Origin of the sequence: Methylotenera sp. L2L1, from assembly GCF_000744605.1 — a bacterium.
Taxonomy (GTDB): Bacteria; Pseudomonadota; Gammaproteobacteria; order Burkholderiales; family Methylophilaceae; genus Methylotenera.
Window position 1 is genome coordinate 1595951 of record NZ_JQMG01000001.1, and the last position, 19075, is coordinate 1615025.

Consider the following 19075-nt stretch of genomic DNA (forward strand, 5'->3'; position numbering starts at 1 on the left):
AAATTAGTAAAATAGCCCAATAAAAAAAGGGCTCGAATTGAGCCCTTTTTTACAATCAGCACCAACATATGCATGTAAATGATTACATAAATGTGCGGCCTAAGTGATAACCGGCGGCAGCCATCAAACCCGCACATGGAATGGTAAGCACCCATGCCCAAACGATTCTGGAAGCTAAGCCCCAACGCACGGCGGACATGCGGCGAGACAAACCTACACCAATGATAGCGCCAGTGATGGTGTGTGTGGTTGAAACTGGAATACCCAGCGCCGTTGCTGAGAATAGCGCAATTGCACCAGATGTTTGCGCACAAAATCCACCAGATGGACGAATACGTGTAATGCCCATACCCATGGTGCGTACAATGCGCCAGCCACCAAATAGCGTGCCCAAGCCCATTGCCACTTGGCATGAAATCACTACCCAGAATGGCACGTGGAAATCGCCCTGTAAATAACCGTTCGCGTACAGCAATACGGCGATAATACCCATAGTTTTTTGGGCGTCATTACCACCATGGCCTAAACTATAAAGCGATGAAGAGATAAATTGTAATTTATTGAATCTTCTTTCTGTTGGGTATGGGGATGCTTTTTCAAAAGCCCATAGCGTGATCACCATTAATGTTAATGCTAATAGCATGCCGAATAAGGGTGACAAAATAATTGCTACTGAAGTTTTAGTGAGGCCTGCTGCGACAATAGAGCCTGTGCCTGCTTTAGCCACACCAGCACCTACCAAACCACCAACCAGCGCATGTGATGAAGATGATGGAATACCAAACCACCAAGTGATGACGTTCCAAGTAATTGCGCCACTTAAAGCACCAAAGATAACGGCATTATCAATTACATCTTTTGAAATAATGCCTTTACCTACTGTATCTGCCACATGCAAACCAAAGAACAAGAATGCGATGAGGTTAAAAAATGCTGCCCATGCTACGGCAGCTTGCGGTGTAAGCAAACGCGTAGAAACCATCAGCGCAATGGAGTTAGCTGCATCATGGAAGCCGTTCATAAAGTCAAATATGAGGGCAACCACCACGAGCAACGCCATGATGAGAATTGCGTGATCCATTGTTTACCCCTTAAATGCGTTCAAGTACAACGCCATGGATCACGTCTGCAACGTCTTCACAGCTATCAACAGCTTCTTCAAATAAGTCGTAGAGTTCTTTTGAGCGGATTAAGGTGCGTGCATCTTCAACTTCGGCAAACAAGCGGTGCATGCCTGAGCGCATCACGTGGTCAGCTTCGCCTTCAATACTACTGATTTCTGAACAGGTACGTAAAATGACTTCAGCATTTTTCATGTCTGAAAGCATGTTTACGGCTTCGCGAACTTTCTCAGAAGCGCGTAACAGAATTTGTGCTAGTGCCACCATTTCTGGGGTGAAGCTAGAGTGGCCGTAGATTTGTGCACTTTGTGGGATAGCTTCCATGTAGTCGATAATGTCATCCAAAGCCATCGCCAGTTCACGAATTTCACGGCGGTCAAATGGGGTAATAAATGTTTTATGTAGGGAGAGTAAAATTTCTTTTGTATATTCATCCGCTTCAGATTCAATTCTTCTGATTTCAGCGAAGTGTTCGTCGAATTTGTCGCTGTCTCTCACGGCCGCCATCATGGCTAGTACCTTAGAACCTTTTACAGCACAGTCCGCTAGGTTGTTAAATAGTACAAAATAATTGTCATTACGGGGTGTGATTGCCGCCATTAAGCGACCAAATGCAGCATTTGCCATAATTCTTGAAGCTCCCTAATTTGTTACAAGTTTATTACTTTTAGATTAAAAATTTATTAATGTTGCAAGTTTAACCGTCTAGGCCGAAATCTGCGAGTATTTATATGTATTTAATGGAACTTTTTTGAATGTCATCAATAATGTTGTATTTGATTGAAATGATTAAGAGTATTTAGGCGCAGATAATACCTTGTGGTTTTATGGAGCGTAAGTACTCGTTAATCCTGCAATATGGCGTGATAAGCCTTTGCTGTATAATGGCGTTTTTTAGCAACACGTAAGCATTATGGAAGCAGAACAACTCAATATTATTGCTAATCGTTTAGGCGATTTAGGCGAGCGTAACCTAGCTCTTCGGGGGTATCTTTGACTTTGAGACTAAGAGCCAGCGTTTAGAAGAGGTCAATAGGTTATTGGAAGACCCGAAAATTTGGGATGACAATGCCAAAAGTCAGGCGCTAGGTAAAGAAAAGCGTGGGCTAGAGATGGTTGTAGAGACACTCACGCATGTGCAATCTGGGCTTAAGGATGCGCAAGAGTTGTTTGAGATGGCGCGTGAAGAAAATGACGACGATACTTTACTAAGTGTCGAGCACGACTCTCTAGCATTGGAAAAGCAAATCGCCGAGATGGAGTTCAGACGAATGTTTTCTGGCGAGTTGGACTCCGCTAACTGTTTCATCGAGTTTCAGTCAGGCAGTGGCGGTACTGAGGCGCAAGATTGGGCAAACATGCTATTGCGTATGTACTTACGCTATTGCGAGCGTAAAGGCTTTAAAGTTGAAGTGTTGGAAGAGTCAGAAGGGGATGTTGCTGGTATTAAGGGCGCATCGATTAAAGTCTCTGGCGATTACGCCTACGGTACTTTACGCACAGAAAATGGCGTGCATCGTTTGGTGCGTAAATCACCGTTTGACTCCAATGCTAAGCGCCACACCAGTTTTGCCAGCGTGCAGATATTCCCTGAGGTAGATGATTCGATTCAAATTGACATCAACCCTGCGGATTTACGTGTCGATACCTATCGTGCCAGCGGTGCGGGTGGTCAGCATATTAACAAGACGGACTCTGCGGTGCGTATTACGCATATTCCGACTAACACTGTGGTGCAGTGTCAAAACGACCGTTCGCAACATCGTAACCGAGAAGAGGCGATGAACATGCTGAAGGGTGCGCTTTATAATCTAGAGTTGAATAAGCGCAATCAAGAAAAACAAGCACTTGAAGATGCCAAAACCGATATTGGTTGGGGTCATCAGATCAGGTCTTATGTGTTAGACCAGTCACGTATTAAAGATTTACGTACTGGTGTGGAAATTGGCAATACGCAAGGCGTGCTGGATGGCGACCTTGACCCATTTATTACCGAAAGTTTGAAGCAGGGAGTGTAGTGTGAGTAACGTGCAAAATAATGAACAAAATAATGAAGTGATTGCAGTTGATGAAAATCATGTGATTGCAGAGCGCCGCGAGAAATTAAAAGCGATTCGTGAAAATGCTAAGTTAAATGGCACCGTCGCTTTTCCTAATGACTTTAAACCAGATCATCAGGCAGTAGCATTGCATGCTGAATTTGGCGGCTTTGAGAATGAAGTGCTTCAGCCTAGAGCCGTGCATGTGAGCATTGCTGGCCGTATGATGTTAAAGCGCGTGATGGGTAAAGCCAGTTTTGCCACTGTGCAAGATAGCACTGGCCGTATCCAGTTGTTTGTTTCTAAAGATAACTTCACAGATGAAAATAGTGAGGCTATTTACGAGGCATTTAAGCACTGGGACTTAGGCGACATTATTGCGGCTAAAGGCGTGTTGTTTAAAACTAAAACGGGTGAGCTTTCAATCAAAGTATCTGAGTTGCGCCTGTTGACTAAATCACTACGTCCTTTGCCTGAGAAGTTTCATGGCTTGCAAGACCAAGAGGTTAAATACCGTCAACGCTATGTAGATTTAATGGTATCTGAAGAAACACGCGCTACTTTTATCGCACGCAGTAAAGTGGTGTCAGCGATTCGCAGCTTTATGTTGGAGAATCAATTCTTAGAAGTAGAAACGCCAATGCTACACCCGATTCCAGGTGGCGCATCAGCTAAGCCGTTTATTACGCATCACAATGCGCTAGATATGCAAATGTACATGCGTATTGCCCCTGAGTTGTATCTAAAGCGCTTGGTGGTGGGCGGCTTTGAGCGTGTGTTTGAGGTTAACCGTAACTTCCGTAATGAGGGTTTGAGCGTACGCCATAATCCAGAATTTACCATGATGGAATTTTATGCGGCTTATACCGACTATCTATGGTTGATGGACTTTACTGAGCGTTGTATTCGCACCGCTGCGATTGCAGCGACAGGCTCAGCCGTGTTGCAATATCAAGGCCGTGAGCTAGATTTAAGTAAACCATTCCAACGCTTGACGATTGTGGGCGCAATTCAAAAATATGCACCGCAATATACTTTAGAACAATTGAACGATGCTGCATTCTTACGTGCAGAAATCTTGAAATTCGGCACCAAGCCATTTGACCATGCAGGTCTAGGCGCACTGCAATTGGCATTGTTTGAAGAAACAGCCGAAAGCCAATTGTGGGAGCCTACCTACATTATTGATTATCCTGTTGAAGTGTCGCCTTTAGCGCGCTCATCAGACAATAATCCTGAAATCACTGAGCGTTTTGAGCTGTTCGTGACAGGACGTGAAATCGCTAATGGCTTTAGTGAGTTGAATGATGCTGAAGACCAAGCTGCGCGTTTTCAAGCGCAGATGAAAGCCAAAGAGGCGGGTGATGCTGAGGCCATGTACTACGATGCTGACTTTATCCGTGCGCTTGAATACGGCATGCCGCCTACAGGTGGTTGTGGTATTGGTATCGACCGATTAGTGATGATGATTACGGATAGTGCAAGTATTCGTGATGTTATTCTATTCCCACATATGCGCCCAGAAGCTTAAAATCTAAAAAACTTTTGTTTTTATTTAGGCCCCGATTAGTGAATGCTAGTCGGGGTTTTTTTTGTTGTAAAAATACAACATATGGCTCATTTATTTTTATAAATATAGTTCTGTCATCAAACTGTCATACATCTATCGCAAAATTCCTCCTGTTGAAAAAACGCAGTAAATAATTATTAAATTAAGAGGAAATTTAAATGAACTACAAATTACGTAGCTTGGTGGCAGCGACTATCACAGGTTCACTTATGTTAGGTCTTGCACAGCACGCTTCAGCTGACTCTACTACTGATATTGTGAATGCATTGGTGACTAAAGGTGTATTAACTGAAGAAGAAGGTGCATTGCTTACCAAGGGACGTGCTGGCGAAGTCGAGTCTCAAGAAAAAAAAGAAAAGAAAATATCTTCTGGTAAAGTCGGTGGCGCAGTGAATATACGTGGTTACTTACAAGTACGTAATACCACAATGCTAGGTGGCGATGAAGGTATTAACTTGTTTTCAGACCGTTCAGTGGGTGATGACCGCTCTAATGGTGACCAAGATAAAAACTTTTTAATTCGTCGAGCACGCGTTATTTTATTTGGTGATATTGGTGAGCGTTTGTACTACTACATCCAACCTGACTTTGCCAGTACTCCAGCTGGCGCAGGACAAGTTAGTGGAAACTTCGCGCAATTGCGTGACGCTTATGGTGATTTAAAATTAACAAAAGATAACGTGCATCGTATTCGTGTTGGTCAATCAAAAGTTCCTTATGGTTTTGAAAACTTACAGTCATCTCAAAATCGTTTAGCATTAGATCGTGCTGATGCCTTAAACAGTGCGTTAAAAGATGAGCGTGATTTAGGTGCTTTTTACTACTATACGCCTCTAGCAACTCAGGAGTTGTTTAAAGAGATTGGTAAATTGGGCTTAAAACACTCAGGCGATTATGGTCAATTTGGTTTTGGTTTTTACAATGGTCAAGGGGCTAATAACCGCGATCGTAATGACAATTACCACACGGTGGCACGTTACACACACCCTTGGAAAACTGAATCAGGCCAGATTTATGAAGCAGGCATTCAAGCTTACAGGGGTGAGTATGTGCCAGTTTCAACTGGCGCCTATCGCAGAAGAAACCCTACTAGTGGTGCACTTGAGACAGTCACACCTACAAATGCTACAAATTTCACAAACGGTAGCAATAATGGTATCAAAGACGAGCGTGTTGGTATAAGTTTTATGATGTATCCGCAGCCTTTTGGTCTACAGGCTGAGTGGAACTGGGGTAAAACACCTGGTTTGGATATACAAGCTAATCAGATTCAAGAAAAAAGCCTGAATGGTGGATATATCCAGGCAATGTATAAAATTGATAACTTTAAATTCTTAGATACAAACGGTACATTAATTCCATTTATTAAATGGCAGTACTTTGATGGTTATAATAAAGCAGAAAGTAACGCTGCTCAAAATCATGTTAATGATTGGGAAGTTGGTGCAGAGTGGCAGATCGCACCTGAAGTAGAGCTTGTTGCTTACTACCACAGAATGAAAAGAACTAACTTAGTTACAAACTCAAGTGGTGCAGCTAATCCAGAGTTCCCAAACAGAACGGATTATGAAACTTTTAACGCGGATGCTCTACGCGTTCAGTTACAGTATAATTTTTAGGATAATTTTGGATATTTAAAAATCCATAATTAATTTTTAATTTAAGTTCGATGTTCTAAAATGACCACCTTAGATGTTTAAGGTGGTTTTTTTATAAGGTGGTGTTGTGAGGGATTTCTTAAAGTATAGTTTATTAATGAGTACCATCTTTATATTTTGCAATACGCATGCTTATGCAGAGAGTGTTGAAGATGGGCGTGTTTGGCTTAATATTCTGGCAAATGGGGCAACAGGTATCGATAAGTTGCGCTGGTATATGGAGCTACAGCCACGGTGGCGTGAAGAGGGTTCGCGTTTAGACCAAACATTATTACGTCCTGCAATTTATTATAAATTAACTGAGCAGAGTAGTCTGTGGGCAGGCTATGCCTATGTAGTAACAGACCCTTCAGGTAAATCTGCATTTGATGAGCATCGTGTATGGCAGCAATACCTATATCAGTTTGCACCTATTGACAATGTTTCGATACAAAGTCGCACGCGTTTGGAGCAGCGGTTTATTGAAAACTCTGATGACACGGGGCATAAGTTAAGACAAATGTTTAGAGTTGTGACGCCATCTGGCGTTCATTTCAAATTGAGCTGGGTGTTTTACGATGAGTATTTTATCAATCTTAATAATACCGATTATGGTGCACAAAAAGGCTTCGATCAAAACCGTGCATTTTTAGGCGGAAATTGGGCGCTTTATCCAGATACGAAATTGGAGATAGGTTATTTAAATCAGTATGTTAAAACTAAACAAGCTGATCTTGTGAATCATGTACTTTCAACCACCCTCAATTTTTCATTTTAGAACTTAACTGAACAAATCTATCTATATAGGCGGTCATTGATGCAGTAATAACCGCACTCTAATGCCTGTAACGCTTCAATTTAATAATAAGCGTTATCACTTCAAGCCGCTATTTTGTTAGTATTTAAGCTAGTACACGTTTTAACTAAATCACGCTTAACTGATAGTCGATACGGCTTAATAGTGTCTTGATTTATTAAATCCATACTATACAAATACTTAGAGTAATCATTTTCTCCATGCATCGTGCCAAACATCACTATATTTTTGGCATCAAATCTACCGCCATTTATCATTATTTCGCACCAGTTTGTACAATTTACGCACTGTAAAAGTGCGTACTTCGAATTTATTATGCTTAATTCATATTGAAAATCAGTAGCTTATTACTGTTTTTTTCAGCATTGACGCCACCTGTAGCCTGGTTTTTAAAAGTTGGAATGAGAATTGCTATTTATTCATGTAAGTAATCCTGTTTTGTATTGAATGAGTCTGATTGGACTCAGTTTGATGGTAGCGAGGAGTGCATCATGAATAAGCGTATTTCAGCATTATTATGTACTGTATTAGTTCATTTGTTTTTTACAGGCATCGCATCTGCATCACCGTCGTATGAGATGGTGAGTAAACTCAACGCACAAGTGTTGCGCGTGCAGGTTAAACACAATAATGGTAGCAACGGTTTAGGATCGGCGGTAGTGATTGCTAAAGACCAAGTAGTCACAAATTGCCATGTAGTGACTGATGCTCATGATGTTGAAGTCATCGTGAATGGTGTTGCACATGTTGCTACTGAAGTTAAGCCGGATTGGCATCATGATCTATGTATTTTGACAGTCTCAGACTTGGATGCACCTGTTGCAAAAATTGGTGCTAGCAAGAATCTTAAATATGAAACTCCAGTATTTACCATTGGCTATCCTGATAAAACAACTGAGCCAGTCAATACTTTTGGTGTTGTTAAGGGTATGTTCCCGATGGATGATAGTGTCGTGATTCGTGCTACCAGTCCGTTTAGATTAGGTGCCAGTGGCGGTGGTGTATTTGATGATGCGGGTACTTTGGTTGGTATCATTACTTTAAAAAGCCGTGGTAACAATGCACATTATTACTACATGCCAGTTGAGTGGGTGCAAGCGTTGATGAATAAACCTGCTCAGAGTTTGGGCGCTAAAAGTGAAAAGCCTTTTTGGGCAGTAAGCGATCATCAACGGCCTTATTTTATGCAAGTAGTTCAGCCTTATGTCTCACATGATTGGAAGTCATTGCTATCTGTTTCTAGTGAATGGGTAAATGCTGAACCTGATACTGCTGAGTCATGGTTTTATCTAGCAATGGCTGAGTACGAAACTAAGGCTTACGATAAGGCGGAGGCGCATTTTAATAAAGTGCTGGCACTTAACGATGACCATCGCCAAGCCGTTGAGTATTTAAATAAAATAAACGAAAGAACTGCTAGTGCCAAGACTGCGCTTAATCAACTGGCGTTGCTAGCTGATTAGATACGACAGATTATATAGTTAAAAAATTAACTACTCAGAGGTTTTCGGTAGATGTACTGCCGGCTTGATTTCAGCGTTAAGTGATTTTAAGTGACGGTACAAGATACGTGTTTCTAGTAGGTTCCACACACGTAGCATTGCTTCAATCGTATCAAATGGTTTGGTAAGAAAGTCTTTGGCACCTAGTGCCAGAGCTTTTCTTTTAGCACCAATGGTGGCATCTGCTGTGAGTACTAACACTGGTAAGTATTCATCTTTAGGGATGTGCCGTGATAGCATTTCTAACACTGCATAACCATCCAGTTCTGGCATCATTAAATCAAGCAAAATTAAATCAGGTTCAAAAGCTTTATATAGATCTAAAGCGCGCGTAGAGTCTGCAGTACTGATGACTTGGTGAAAGCCTTCTCTTGTTAACAGATCCTCTAATAGTTTTAAATTAGCTTCTGCATCATCTACAATTAAAATCTTGGCATTTAATATATCAGCCTCGTTCATTTTATTTCCTGACTTTGGATTAATTCTCTTACTTGTTTATTAAACAAAGCAACATCAAGTGGTTTAGTCATGTAGTACGCCACACCTGCGGCTTGTAAACGGTCTATTGTGTCTGGTAATGCATCAGCGCTTAAGATCATCATCGGGATGTCTCTTAAGTAAGGTTCAGACATTACATAGTGCACTAGGCTCTCTCCTGATCCATCAGGCAGATTTAAATCAATCAATAGTAGCGACGGCTGCAACTCGCTTAAATATTGTTTAGCATCTTTTATTGTGGATACGCAATGAATGCGTAAATCTCGTTGGCGTAGAATGATCGCTTCAACTAGCGCGCGATTACTTATATTGTCTTCTACATAAAGAATCGAGTGTTTGTTGGCTAGGTTAAGCTGTTTTGTATTTTCTGTTTGTTGGGACAGTTCATTAGGTGCTGTATTAGCATCGCATGCTGCAATCTCTACCCAAAATAAACTTTTATCATTTGCAAGGTGAATGCTCCCATGCATGGCCAGCATGATTTGTTTGGATAGTGCCAAACCTAGGCCCGTGCCTTCCACTTTAGTATTTTCAGCACCTAGTCTGTCAAAAGGCGTAAATACTCTTTCTCTTAATGCGCTTGGGATGCCTGCACCATCATCTTGTACTTCAATAATAATGTGATTATCACGACGATAAGCATTTAATTGAATAACAGAGCTGACGGGGCCATATTTAAGGGCATTGGAAAGTAAGTTTAATACGACTTGTAGTAATTTCTGCTGGTTGGCCATGGCCCATAGGTTTGGCGCAATCTCACATTTAATTTCTATATCCCTTATTTTACCTATTGGTGCAATGTAGTGGCTTGCTTCTTCTAACAAGCTATTAATCAGCGTAGGCGCTAACTCTAATGAAACCTCACCAGATTCAATTCTTGCAATTTCGAGTACCTCGTTAATTAACTTGAGCAAATGTTGACCTGCGCCTTTAATGAGCGAAACACTATCGCGTTGTTTTCCTGGCGATAAATCTTGCTCCAATAACTGAGCAAATCCTAAAATAGCATTGAGTGGCGTTCTAAGTTCATGGCTGGTTCTAGATAGAAACATACTTTTTGAGGTACTGGCTTCCTCAGCCTCTTGCCTTGCTTGTATGGCATCGCTGATGTTTTTAGCTAGTAATTGTGAAGCATGATCTAGCTCGTCGGAAAGTTGCCCCAACTCATCTCGGCTACTGGAAGGTAAGTCGAGTGCTTCTGCGCGGGCCAAGTGTCCAGCACTGTCTCGCAGTAAGCGCACACGTTTGACGATGGTGCGTGAGAATATCCAAACCGCTACTAGTGAACCTATGATGCCTGCAATCGTGGCAATTAGCGTGGTGGAAATGCTTTGCTGACGTTGCAGAAAGATTTCTTGTTGATCTTGCTCTACAAGTAAGGCTTCTTCTGCGTTGAGTGCTTCAATTTCTTTTCTAAGCTTATCCAGTGTGTCAACTTGTGATTTAAATTGTGTAATTAAACTATCGGATACAATTTCTGAGTCGTGATTTGAAAGTGATTTTAGATCTGCTAGGTTCTTGGCAACTAACGGCACAATCACTGATAAACGGTGTTTTTGTTGATTACTTTCTAAGCGATTCTCTAATGTGTCGATAATCTCCGGCAGTATTCTCTCTGCCTCAAAAAAAATGTTTAGAAAGTGTTTATCTCCTGTGAGTAAGTAGTCTCTTACGCCAGTGGAGGCTTCTAAAAGTTGGGAGTGTACAGTTTGAATATCGCGTTGATTTTGTAAGGCATGCTTCAGTTTGTTTTCTAGCATGGTTGACTCTAGCTCACGTATATAGAGTGAAGCCAAAGACGCCAACAAGACTGCTAAAGGCAGTGCAATCACAAACACTCCTTTAAAGCCAAGCGGTAAATCTTGCCAGGCTTGCGCCGCCCAGTGTAGGGGCTGCACGGTTTTTATTTTTTTGGGTGTGGCTTGCTTATTCATCATCAAAGTTATTATGCGCTTTAAGATTGATAGTCTATCAAGAATTGTAACTTATTAAGACTTATAACCCAGTTCAACCGCTTTAACAGCTGCTTGGGTCCTATCTTTTACACCAAGCTTATTTAAAACCCGTTCTACATGTATTTTAGCTGTGCCAGACGCAATGCCAAGTTTGATGCCTAACTCATTGTTGCTTAATCCAGCAGGCAGTAATGCAAATATCTCCCGCTCTCGCGGAGTTAGTTTTTCTAATATTGACAAATCTGCCTCACTGCGTGCTGGGCCTTGGTGCTGTGAAATGGCTAGTGCAATGAGCCCTGAGATTGCATGTAAGGCTTCTAATTCAGCTTGTTTTAACACCAGTTTCTTACCTGATAGTGCTATCACCCCTTTACCATGCTGACCTAGTGCAATTGGGATTAAACACTCATGATGCTGTAAATCTGCATGTGTCCATAATTGTGTATTTTTATTTTCATGCACAGCAAATTGAACTGGATTCTTTAACATCATTGCTAATATTCCCATCATTGGAACTCTCGCACCTACCGGTAGCGTTTGTCCAATTTGGGTATATATCACCAATTTACCCGAACTCTCGATGGCTAATACTGCATGTTGCGCTGAGAGTAAGTTACATAGTGAGTGCAGCAGGTTATTTGCTGCGTTTACACTCCATCCATAAGTAAATAATTGCTGACCAAAGTTAAGGTATAGCCGCAAGTGCGTGTCGTTTGCTTGCGTTTCCTTCAGACTTTGTCTAAGCGCACGGGCGCTGCTGGGCTGATTTAAGTTTTCGTGTAGGTCACTTGGCATATGCCGTTTAGTATACACCGTTATACCTATAACGGTAGATTTTTCGTTGACTAGAACCCTTCATAATGCACTCCATCAACAAAGCAATTAAAAGAACTTAAACAAAGGTAGCGTAGTACTCTAGGAGAAAAAAATGAAAGCTTTAAATTTAGTAGCAGTTGTTTCTTCAGCACTTTTATTAGTGGCAGGTGCAGCACATGCTGATGAAACTTTTAAAAATAACACGCACAACCACAACTTTATGGCTAAAAGACCATATCAGCAAGTGGTCACTAATAGTGAACAGAAAAAAGATCAACAATGGGAGGGTGCCACATTGATCGATGATGAAATGAAGGGTGATGTGGGTTCAAAGAACCGTAACACAATGCGCTTAAATATGTTGAGTAAACGTGCATACTAAAAATAGTATCACTGAATAAATAAACAATAAATTGGAGAATGTCATGAAAACAAAAAATTTAATCACACTACTGTCAACAGCAGTTTTGTTGGTAGCAGGCTCAGCTTCTGCTGATGAGGATTACACTCATATTAACAAACAGAATTTGTCTAAACGTCCATATCAGCAAGTACCAGTAGCTACAGACTACAATAAAAAAGATGGCTTTGAAGGTGCAACATTGATTAATGAAAATGTTGAGGCTGAGGGAAAGCATAAGCAAATGCGTTTGAATATGCTAGGTAAACGCCCATATCTAGAGAAAAACACGGATTAATGTCATAGATGTGTCATATTAAGTTTTTAAGCTTGCCCTGCCTTTCTTTGAGAGGCAGGGCTTTTGTGATTAAAAACAATTAATGTACTATTCTTTAACGTTATATAAATCTTATAAGCTGATTTTTATCATTTGAATAAAAGGAATTAAAATAAAAAATGGATTTATTTAAAGAGTTTAAAAGCGACTTTCCAGCAAGTATAGTGGTGTTTTTTGTTGCGTTGCCATTATGCTTAGGTATTGCCCTTGCTTCTGGCGCCCCTTTGTTTTCTGGTGTGATTGCCGGTATCGTTGGTGGTATTGTGGTGGGTATGTTTAGCGGGTCTCAGCTTGGTGTAAGTGGCCCTGCCGCAGGGTTGGCTGTTATCGTGCTGACTGCAATTGGAACATTAGGTTCTTTTGAGGCGTTCTTATTGTCTGTGATGGTGGCAGGGGTGATTCAGTTCTTACTGGGTTATTTCAAAGCTGGCTTCATTGCATATTTTGTACCGTCATCTGTGATTAAGGGGATGTTAACGGGTATTGGCTTGTTGATTGTGCTGAAACAGATACCGCATGCATTAGGTTATGATTTTGATTACCAAGGTAGTGAGTCCTTTGAACAGGCTGACGGTAGTAATACGTTTAGTGCCTTGGCTGATGCGTGGAATTTATTAACGCCAGGTGCGTTATTAATTGCCGCTGTTTCTATGGTCATCCTAATTTTATGGGATACAACGCTATCAAAGAAACATCGTTTATTTCAGTTACTGCAAGGGCCTATTGTTGTGGTGCTTGTTGGTATCTTATTAAACTATCTATTTCAAACGGGTATCCTAAGTTTTTCATTAGCCGACAATCAGATTGTTCAGTTACCTGTTGCGAATAATCTTGGTGAGTTTGTTGGACAGTTTACAACACCTGATTTTTCACAAATTACTAATATCGAAATTTATAAAGTTGGTTTAGTGATGGCGATTGTGGCAAGTTTAGAAACACTTTTATGTGTGGAAGCCACTGATAAACTAGACCCGGTAAAACGTATTACACCAACAAATAAAGAGCTTAAAGCACAAGGGATTGGTAATGTGTTGTCAGGCTTGGTTGGTGGTTTGCCTATTACACAAGTGATTGTACGTAGCTCTGCAAATATCACTTTTGGTGCTAAAAGCAAGTTATCAGCAATTTTGCACGGTATTTGGTTGTTATTAAGTGCAGTCACGATTGCAGGTCTGTTGAATATGATTCCTTTAGCTAGTTTGGCTGCCATATTGATTATGGTGGGTTATAAGTTAGCTAAGCCATCATTGTTTGCCCATATGTTTAAATTAGGTTGGGAGCAGTTTGCGCCATTTATCGCAACAGTGGCAGCTATTTTGCTAACAGATTTGTTGACAGGCATTGCCATTGGTTTGGTGGTTGGTGTCTTCTATACCTTGCATCATAGTTACCGTAACTCTCACTATCTGAAAGAAAGCACCACAACTGAGGATGGTCGTGAGGTTCACCATATTGTATTAGCTGAAGAGGTTTCATTCTTTAATAAGGCGAGCATTTTGCAAGTGTTAGAGGCGATACCTAAAAATGCAAAAGTGATTATCGATTGCTCTAATTGTAAGTCGATTGCGTATGATGTCGTAGAATTCATCCGTGACTATCCACTGCATGCCAAATTGAAAAATATTGAAGTAGAAACTATCAAATTTATTCAACCTAAATATTAATTAGATGAAGTTAAAGTTTAACAATTATCAAAATAGGAAATAACAATGTATAAACACCCATTACTTAATCGCGACTTAATGTCACCAAAAGAAGCTTTAGATATTTTAGTGGAAGGTAATATTCGCTTTACGAATAACTATTCAGACGATAAAGATTTTCAGAGTTTGCTGAAAATTACTAAAGACAAGCAACATCCTTTTGCCTCTTTTTTAAGTTGCAGTGACTCACGCGCACCAGTTGAGCTGCTATTTGACCAAGCACTTGGTGATATTTTCAGTGTACGTTTGGCAGGTAACATTGCTTCAGATAAAGCGATTGGTAGTTTAGAGTTTAGTTCTAAATACCTAGGAAGCAAATTGATTGTGGTGATGGGTCATAGCAGTTGCGGTGCTGTTAAAGCGGCATGCGATGATTTTAAAGATGGACATATCGGTGAAATTATCAACTTTATTAAACCATCTATTCGTCATGAAAAAACGGTGTTAAGTAAAGAAGACAGAACTTCTAAAAACCCGGATTTTGTTGAAAAGATTAATGTGCTGAATGTAAAGCATCAGATTGATACGATTATTCGCCAAAGTGATATCGTGAATGACATGATTGAAGCGCGTCAAATTGCGATTATTGGTTCTGTTTATGATCTTGCCACAGGTAAAGTTAATTTCTTAGAAGACACGTATGTTGGCTAATGGTTAATACGTAAAAAAACCGCCGATTGGCGGTTTTTTTACGAGTAAGCTATCAGATAGTTAACCGTAGCTTTCAGCAGGATAGGGCTATCCTTACTTATTTCTAGCGGTGGCCTTCTTTTGCCATGTTAATGCTGTATTTTGGAATTTCTACGACTAGGTCTTCTGTGCCAACTACTGCTTGGCATGAGAGCCTAGAGTTTGGCTCTAATCCCCATGCTTTATCAAGCAAATCATCCTCTTGCTCAGTGGAGTCGCTGAGTGACTTAAAGCCTTCACGTACAATGACATGACATGTTGTACATGCGCAGGCCTTGTCGCAGGCGTGATCGATATCAATGTCATTATTTAGTAAGATATCGCAAATAGACTCACCGGTTTGTGCTTCAATCGCTGCGCCATCTGGGCATAGTTCTACATGTGGCAGAATGATAATTTGTGGCATGTTGGTTTCTCAATATTGCTGTCGTTGTCATTCGCTTTAGCTGGCATGCGATTATCTGCATATGCAACTTAAGCTTCATTAATCAATACGACATTGTTTTTAAAGTTATAAATCCAGATTTTCTAAACTCTTGCCTGCGAGTGCACGGCTCACGCTTGCATCCATACGCGCAGCAGCAAATGCCTCCGTCGCGTGGTTGAGTGTGTCCACTGCTTGATTAATCGCAGTAGCATCCTCAGCCGTTGTCAGTTGTTGTAGTTTTTTTATTTCTACTTCTATCGCTTCCACTTCAGCTGCGCTGATGAGATTGCTGTCTACGGCCAGAGCGGCAGTGACTGAGCTGATAATTGCACCGGCATTGACTCTTGCCTCCGCTAGCATGCGCGCTTTTTTGTCTTCTTCTGCGCTGTTGAATGATGCTTTAAGCATGCTGGTGATTTCATCTTCGGTGAGCCCGTAAGATGGTTTCACTGCGATATGTGCTTCGATTCCTGTACTTTGCTCACGGGCGGATACTGATAATAAACCATCTGCATCTACCGTAAACGTTACGCGGATTCTTGCTGCACCAGCCGCCATAGGCGGTATACCGCGCAACTCAAAACGAGCTAAGGAGCGACAATCGCTGACCAGTTCGCGTTCACCTTGCACGACATGAACACTCATTGCGGTTTGACCATCTTTATAGGTGGTGAACTCTTGAGCACGTGCTATTGGCAATGTGCTATTACGATGAATGACTTTTTCTACAAGCCCGCCCATGGTTTCTAGGCCTAAAGAGAGCGGGGTAACATCTAGAAGCAATAAATCATCATCACTCTTGTTGCCAGCCAGTATATTGGCTTGAATCGCGGCGCCTAAGGCAACCACTTTATCTGGGTCTAAATTGGTGAGAGGCTCTTGTTGAAAATACTCTTGTACCGCGTGTCTAATATGCGGCATACGTGTAGCGCCACCGACAAGTACCACACCATTGATATCTTCAAGGCTAAGCTTGGCATCACGCATGGCTTTGCGAGTTGGCGATAAGGTTTTGCTAACAAGGTGCTCGGTGACTTCTACTAGCTGAGGTGCAGTGAGGGTCACATCCACCAATGTACCGTTGCTTAATCTACATACAATTTGTGCTTCAAAGTTGTCAGTGAGCCATTCTTTGGCCTGACGTGCTTTTGTGAGTAACAGTCTGGTATCTTCTTCGGTCAGTGGTGAGAAATTTGCATTACTTTCGCGTACTTTATCTAACACCCAGCAATAGATGCGGTGGTCAAAGTCGTCGCCGCCAAGTGCTGCATCACCATTGGTAGCGAGTACCTCAAATACACCTTTAGATAAACGTAAGATAGAGACATCAAATGTGCCGCCACCTAAATCGTAAATGACAAAAGTGCCTTCTGCGGCATTATCCAAGCCGTAGGCTACCGCAGCCGCTGTTGGTTCATTCAGTAAGCGTAATACATTTAACCCAGCTAAACGCGCGGCATCTTTGGTGGCTTGGCGTTGTGCATCATCAAAGTAGGCCGGCACCGTAATCACTGCACCCACTAATTCTCCGCCTAGTGATTTTTCTGCACGCGCTTTGAGAGATTTTAAGATTTCAGCTGAAATTTCAACTGGTGTTTTAAGCCCCGCACGCGTTTGCAGTTGTAAGCTACGAGTTGTCGTTGAGTCAGTGCCTTCTACAAATCGATATGGAATATGTGCTTTATTGGCGATGTCGTTCAAGCTACGACCCATAAAACGTTTGACTGATGTAATCGTGTTGATTGGGTCTTCGCTTTGGTGTGCTTGTGCTTCGTGGCCAACGACAATGTCCCCATTAGGCATATAGCGAACAACAGAGGGTAATAGCGCATGACCAAAGTCATCTTGCAAAACAGTGCTCATGCTACTGCGAACCGTCGCAATGAGTGAATTGGTGGTGCCTAAATCGATACCTACAGCGAGTCTGTGCTGATGTGGTGCGGCACTCATGCCAGGTTCTGAAATTTGGAGTAATGCCATAAGTTTACTAGTTGCTTATCTATTATTTGCTACATTTATGTAATTGCTACGCTGATGATTTAACGGTTTTGATCATCCCGTTTTTTAATCATCTAATTGTTCAATGACTTGGTCAATGTCTGTACAAACCTTATCAATAAAAATAAGTTTACGTGTGACGGCTGTTGCTGAAGTCAGGTCTTTATTAATGTCGAGTAACGCATGTAACTCGTTGATTAATGATTTTGTTTCACCCTTTAACTCGGCTGCGATTTCATCTAGCGCTGAGATGCTGCGTGCCATTTTTGCATCTTCAATGCGTTCACGCCATTCCATTTGCTGCATCAAGAAATCGGTAGGCATAGCAGTGTTAGTATCTGCGATAGCGTCTATACCATGCCGTTCCAGTATGTATTTAGCACGTTTTGCAGGGTTCTTTAACACGCTGTAAGCTTCATTAGCTGAAGTGGCCATTTGCATGGCAGCGAGTTTTTCTGCTGCTGGCGCACTAACAAACCGGTCAGGGTGATGTGCTGATTGAGTTTTGCGGAAGTTGCTTTCTAAGGTGCTTACATCGAGGTCAAACTGTTCTGCAATCGCAAATAGTTCGAAATAGTTAATTGGTGTACTCTGCATGTGCATCTATGTTTAAACAGTGAAGCTCTCACCACAGCCACATTCATCTTTAACGTTAGGGTTGTTAAATTTGAAGCCTTCGTTCAAGCCTTCTTTAGTGAAGTCCAGCTCTGTACCATCGATGTAAACCAAGCTTTTTGGATCGACAATGACTTTAACACCATGGCTCTCAAATGCAATATCTTCTGGCTGCATATCATCCACGAACTCAAGTGTGTAAGCCATGCCTGAGCAGCCTGTGGTTTTAACGCCCAAGCGCAGACCTACGCCTTTACCACGATTTGCAAGAAATTTTTCAACGCGGCTTGCCGCTGTTTCTGTGAGTGTAATTGCCATGGTTCTTAATTTGATCCTTTTAAACTACTATTTTATACCACAAAGCTACGTTATTTTTTAACGTACTTTTTTAGTCCCTGCAAGATGCAACAGTCGTATTTTTTGTATCTTGCATGACTCGCTATATCAAGAAGTGGAACTCGCTTAGGGATCATCTTTCTCAGTTGATATCACTAAACTTGTGCGCTATGCTTCTTGCATAGCCCGCATGACTAAGCTGTTTCTTTTGCCGCTTGTTTCGCTTTAATATCTGCAACAGCAGCTTTAATTGCATCTTCTGCTAGCACTGAGCAGTGAATTTTTACTGGTGGCAATGCAAGCTCTTCTGCGATTTCAGAGTTCTTAATGGCATAAGCTTCTTCAATGGTTCTACCTTTTAGCCACTCTGTCACTAATGAGCTAGAAGCAATTGCAGAGCCGCAGCCATAAGTTTTAAACTTTGCGTCCTCAATAATGCCGCTATCATTCACTTTAATCATCAGCTTCATCACGTCGCCACAAGCTGGCGCGCCCACCATACCAGTGCCTACTTGCGGGTCGTTTTTATCTAGTGAGCCAACATTACGCGGGTTCTCGTAGTGATCTAATACTTTGTCTGAATATGCCATCTTAGTTCTCCTTTGTGTGTTTGA

General features: G+C 41.5%; 19 protein-coding genes. 9 read left to right on the plus strand and 10 right to left on the minus strand.

All coding sequences use genetic code 11. The features are described from left to right. Positions 1-82: 82 nt before the first annotated feature. Both FG24_RS07665 and FG24_RS07670 read right to left on the minus strand, forming a co-directional pair. Entirely contained in the window at positions 83-1081 is a 999-nt protein-coding gene (locus tag FG24_RS07665) for an inorganic phosphate transporter (RefSeq protein WP_036302345.1), read from the minus strand. 10 nt (positions 1082-1091) lie between these two features. Further along, complete coding sequence (locus tag FG24_RS07670) at positions 1092-1748, minus strand: DUF47 domain-containing protein (RefSeq protein WP_036302346.1); 657 nt, start codon at positions 1746-1748, stop codon at positions 1092-1094. 286 nt (positions 1749-2034) lie between these two features. Between FG24_RS07670 and prfB the strand changes: the two genes are divergently transcribed. The 5 genes from prfB (at position 2035) to FG24_RS07700 (ending at position 8647) form a co-directional block, all read left to right on the plus strand. Further along, a protein-coding gene (gene prfB / locus FG24_RS07675) for a peptide chain release factor 2 (protein WP_152553396.1) occupies positions 2035-3139 on the plus strand; the annotation gives its coding sequence in 2 pieces (ribosomal slippage) (positions 2035-2115 and positions 2117-3139; 1104 coding nt in all). A 1-nt stretch (position 3140) separates the two neighbouring features. Next, on the plus strand, positions 3141-4691 hold the full coding sequence (gene lysS, locus FG24_RS07680) for a lysine--tRNA ligase (protein WP_200876881.1): 1551 nt from the start codon (positions 3141-3143) through the stop codon (positions 4689-4691). A 197-nt stretch (positions 4692-4888) separates the two neighbouring features. Further along, on the plus strand, positions 4889-6349 hold the full coding sequence (locus tag FG24_RS07685) for a porin (RefSeq protein WP_036302349.1): 1461 nt from the start codon (positions 4889-4891) through the stop codon (positions 6347-6349). Positions 6350-6485: 136 nt separating this feature from the next. Then, the gene (locus tag FG24_RS07690) at positions 6486-7145 is read left to right on the plus strand and encodes a DUF2490 domain-containing protein (protein WP_036302350.1); all 660 of its coding nucleotides are present in this window, start codon (positions 6486-6488) and stop codon (positions 7143-7145) included. Between the two features lie 530 nt (positions 7146-7675). After that, positions 7676-8647, plus strand: coding sequence for a trypsin-like peptidase domain-containing protein (locus FG24_RS07700; protein WP_200876882.1), 972 nt, complete (start codon positions 7676-7678; stop codon positions 8645-8647). Between the two features lie 30 nt (positions 8648-8677). Here the strand turns inward: FG24_RS07700 and FG24_RS07705 are convergent, their stop codons facing one another. From FG24_RS07705 to FG24_RS07715, 3 genes are read right to left on the minus strand one after another with little or no spacing between them, the layout of a single operon-like run. Next, the gene (locus FG24_RS07705) at positions 8678-9145 is read right to left on the minus strand and encodes a response regulator (RefSeq protein ID WP_036302353.1); all 468 of its coding nucleotides are present in this window, start codon (positions 9143-9145) and stop codon (positions 8678-8680) included. Beyond that, positions 9142-11121 (minus strand): ATP-binding protein, encoded by a 1980-nt coding sequence (locus FG24_RS07710; RefSeq protein WP_036302354.1) that lies wholly within the window; start codon positions 11119-11121, stop codon positions 9142-9144. Before FG24_RS07710 ends, FG24_RS07705 begins: the two co-directional genes overlap by 4 nt. A gap of 51 nt (positions 11122-11172) precedes the next feature. Then, positions 11173-11952 carry a LuxR C-terminal-related transcriptional regulator gene (locus tag FG24_RS07715; protein WP_235189739.1) on the minus strand — a complete coding sequence of 260 codons (780 nt, stop codon included), beginning with the start codon at positions 11950-11952 and terminating at the stop codon, positions 11173-11175. Between the two features lie 115 nt (positions 11953-12067). Here FG24_RS07715 and FG24_RS07720 point away from each other — a divergent pair, with 115 nt between their 5' ends. From FG24_RS07720 to FG24_RS07735, 4 genes are all read left to right on the plus strand, one after another. Continuing rightward, on the plus strand, positions 12068-12337 hold the full coding sequence (locus FG24_RS07720; RefSeq protein WP_036302357.1) for a hypothetical protein: 270 nt from the start codon (positions 12068-12070) through the stop codon (positions 12335-12337). A 43-nt stretch (positions 12338-12380) separates the two neighbouring features. After that, positions 12381-12653 carry a hypothetical protein gene (locus FG24_RS07725; protein ID WP_036302358.1) on the plus strand — a complete coding sequence of 91 codons (273 nt, stop codon included), beginning with the start codon at positions 12381-12383 and terminating at the stop codon, positions 12651-12653. A gap of 158 nt (positions 12654-12811) precedes the next feature. Further along, entirely contained in the window at positions 12812-14356 is a 1545-nt protein-coding gene (locus FG24_RS07730; protein ID WP_036302359.1) for a SulP family inorganic anion transporter, read from the plus strand. A 45-nt stretch (positions 14357-14401) separates the two neighbouring features. Continuing rightward, positions 14402-15046, plus strand: a complete 645-nt coding sequence (locus tag FG24_RS07735; protein ID WP_036302361.1) for a carbonic anhydrase — start codon at positions 14402-14404, stop codon at positions 15044-15046. Positions 15047-15149: 103 nt separating this feature from the next. Here FG24_RS07735 and fdx read toward each other — a convergent pair whose 3' ends face one another. The 5 genes from fdx to iscU form a co-directional block, all read right to left on the minus strand. Continuing rightward, positions 15150-15491, minus strand: coding sequence for an ISC system 2Fe-2S type ferredoxin (gene fdx, locus FG24_RS07740; protein WP_036302362.1), 342 nt, complete (start codon positions 15489-15491; stop codon positions 15150-15152). Positions 15492-15596: 105 nt separating this feature from the next. Continuing rightward, positions 15597-17492 (minus strand): Fe-S protein assembly chaperone HscA, encoded by a 1896-nt coding sequence (gene hscA / locus FG24_RS07745; RefSeq protein WP_036302364.1) that lies wholly within the window; start codon positions 17490-17492, stop codon positions 15597-15599. A gap of 84 nt (positions 17493-17576) precedes the next feature. Further along, entirely contained in the window at positions 17577-18107 is a 531-nt protein-coding gene (hscB, locus tag FG24_RS07750; protein WP_036304092.1) for a Fe-S protein assembly co-chaperone HscB, read from the minus strand. 12 nt (positions 18108-18119) lie between these two features. Further along, entirely contained in the window at positions 18120-18443 is a 324-nt protein-coding gene (iscA, locus tag FG24_RS07755) for an iron-sulfur cluster assembly protein IscA (protein WP_036302366.1), read from the minus strand. A 212-nt stretch (positions 18444-18655) separates the two neighbouring features. Then, positions 18656-19051 (minus strand): Fe-S cluster assembly scaffold IscU, encoded by a 396-nt coding sequence (gene iscU / locus FG24_RS07760; RefSeq protein ID WP_036302367.1) that lies wholly within the window; start codon positions 19049-19051, stop codon positions 18656-18658. Positions 19052-19075 lie beyond the last annotated feature (24 nt).

What these genes read in the sequence shown, in the direction of transcription:
- FG24_RS07725 (WP_036302358.1), top strand. Translation starts at nt 12,381, where the DNA reads ATGAAAACAAAAAATTTAATCACACTACTGTCAACAGCAGTTTTGTTG.
- iscA (WP_036302366.1), bottom strand. Translation starts at nt 18,443, where the DNA reads ATGGCAATTACACTCACAGAAACAGCGGCAAGCCGCGTTGAAAAATTT.
- iscU (WP_036302367.1), bottom strand. Translation starts at nt 19,051, where the DNA reads ATGGCATATTCAGACAAAGTATTAGATCACTACGAGAACCCGCGTAAT.
- FG24_RS07685 (WP_036302349.1), top strand. Translation starts at nt 4,889, where the DNA reads ATGAACTACAAATTACGTAGCTTGGTGGCAGCGACTATCACAGGTTCA.
- FG24_RS07735 (WP_036302361.1), top strand. Translation starts at nt 14,402, where the DNA reads ATGTATAAACACCCATTACTTAATCGCGACTTAATGTCACCAAAAGAA.
- fdx (WP_036302362.1), bottom strand. Translation starts at nt 15,491, where the DNA reads ATGCCACAAATTATCATTCTGCCACATGTAGAACTATGCCCAGATGGC.
- hscB (WP_036304092.1), bottom strand. Translation starts at nt 18,107, where the DNA reads ATGCAGAGTACACCAATTAACTATTTCGAACTATTTGCGATTGCAGAA.
- FG24_RS07730 (WP_036302359.1), top strand. Translation starts at nt 12,812, where the DNA reads ATGGATTTATTTAAAGAGTTTAAAAGCGACTTTCCAGCAAGTATAGTG.
- FG24_RS07690 (WP_036302350.1), top strand. Translation starts at nt 6,486, where the DNA reads ATGAGTACCATCTTTATATTTTGCAATACGCATGCTTATGCAGAGAGT.
- hscA (WP_036302364.1), bottom strand. Translation starts at nt 17,492, where the DNA reads ATGGCATTACTCCAAATTTCAGAACCTGGCATGAGTGCCGCACCACAT.
- FG24_RS07720 (WP_036302357.1), top strand. Translation starts at nt 12,068, where the DNA reads ATGAAAGCTTTAAATTTAGTAGCAGTTGTTTCTTCAGCACTTTTATTA.
- FG24_RS07705 (WP_036302353.1), bottom strand. Translation starts at nt 9,145, where the DNA reads ATGAACGAGGCTGATATATTAAATGCCAAGATTTTAATTGTAGATGAT.
- FG24_RS07670 (WP_036302346.1), bottom strand. Translation starts at nt 1,748, where the DNA reads ATGGCAAATGCTGCATTTGGTCGCTTAATGGCGGCAATCACACCCCGT.
- FG24_RS07710 (WP_036302354.1), bottom strand. Translation starts at nt 11,121, where the DNA reads ATGATGAATAAGCAAGCCACACCCAAAAAAATAAAAACCGTGCAGCCC.
- FG24_RS07700 (WP_200876882.1), top strand. Translation starts at nt 7,676, where the DNA reads ATGAATAAGCGTATTTCAGCATTATTATGTACTGTATTAGTTCATTTG.
- FG24_RS07665 (WP_036302345.1), bottom strand. Translation starts at nt 1,081, where the DNA reads ATGGATCACGCAATTCTCATCATGGCGTTGCTCGTGGTGGTTGCCCTC.